Source organism: Pseudomonas sp. MCal1 (assembly GCF_026341415.1).
Taxonomy (GTDB): Bacteria; Pseudomonadota; Gammaproteobacteria; order Pseudomonadales; family Pseudomonadaceae; genus Aquipseudomonas.
Genome location: NZ_JAKUMP010000033.1, coordinates 1 through 1110, shown reverse-complemented (window position 1 = coordinate 1110; position 1110 = coordinate 1). Strand labels below are relative to the sequence as shown.

General features: G+C 63.1%; 1 protein-coding gene and 1 pseudogene. Both read left to right on the top strand.

Features of this window, described 5'->3' with window-relative positions:
• Nucleotides 1-231: pseudogene (locus MKZ87_RS28825) on the top strand (type VI secretion system tip protein VgrG); the annotation flags it as partial.
• A complete protein-coding gene (locus MKZ87_RS28820; protein ID WP_266202221.1) occupies nt 228-1061 on the top strand; it encodes a DUF4123 domain-containing protein in 834 nt (277 codons plus the stop codon). The pseudogene MKZ87_RS28825 and the gene MKZ87_RS28820, both read left to right, overlap by 4 nt.
• Nucleotides 1062-1110 lie beyond the last annotated feature (49 nt).

Below are 1110 nucleotides of genomic sequence, written 5' to 3'. Positions count from 1 at the left end.
GGGCATCACATCGTGATCAATTCGGGCGGGATCTTCAGCAGCGTGGCGATTGTCGAGGGTGGTGCGCCGGTGGCGGGGGCCGCCGCGCAGTCGGCACTGGCGGCGCCGGAATCTTCACAAACGCTCCTTGCGTTATCCATGACCACGCAATTGGCCGCCCTGGCTCAGGCAGCAGAGCAGGCTGCGTCCGTCTGCGCCGTGTGCGAAAAACTGGCTCAGGTGAGCGCATGAATCGGGCGTATCTGTTGCTGGATCAAATCCAGATCGAAAACCTTCCGGAACGCCTGTTCGAGCTGACGGGAGGCGTAATGCCTCACTCGCTTTATCAGCGCACGGCCTACAGCGCTCTGGATAAAGCAGGCCCCGTACTGGTGGCGGTGACCCCTGACAGTCCTCTGGCGCAGGTCTTTTCACAGGAGTGGAGCACGACGGCGGGGCTCTGGCTGGAGTCGCAAGCCGATGAGGGGGCATTGCTGGAGCATTTGCGCAGCCTGATCCATGCCCGTGTCGAGGGTGATGTGACCGTGCTCTTTCGCTTTTACGATCCCCGCATCACTGCGTTGTGGCTGGCGGACAAGCCCGCAGCAGAGCGGGATCGGTTGATGGGACCGGCGCACCTGATCCGGCTGCCGGGCCTGCAGATCCGGCAGCTCACCGAGCAACCGGCGATCCCTTACGCGGAAAGGCCGTGGCTGGTGTTCACGGCAGAGCAGCTCAATGACCTGAACGCTGCGAAACGCCGGACATTCGCCGGGCAACTGATCGAACATGCTCTGCGGTATTTCCCGAAATGCCTTGGATCGCAGGAACCGACGGCTTTGCAGCAATGGGCCATGGACTGTCAGGGCAGTGCGGCGCGCAATGGCTTCAGTGCAGTGGAGGAGGTGCTGCTCTGGGCGCGTTTCTACGCAGTGCTGGGGGCGGACTTTCCCGATGGCCCGGAGCACGGCGCCTACCGGCAGTTGCTGGCCGAGCCTGGTGTGTTGCCCCACCAGCGCCTGGACAACCTCAACAGCGCATTGACGCATCAGTTGCTGACTGACAAGGACCTCACCCTATGAGCGCCGAAAAACTGGCCATGGTCGACCAGGCCGCGCAGGCCGAACGGGC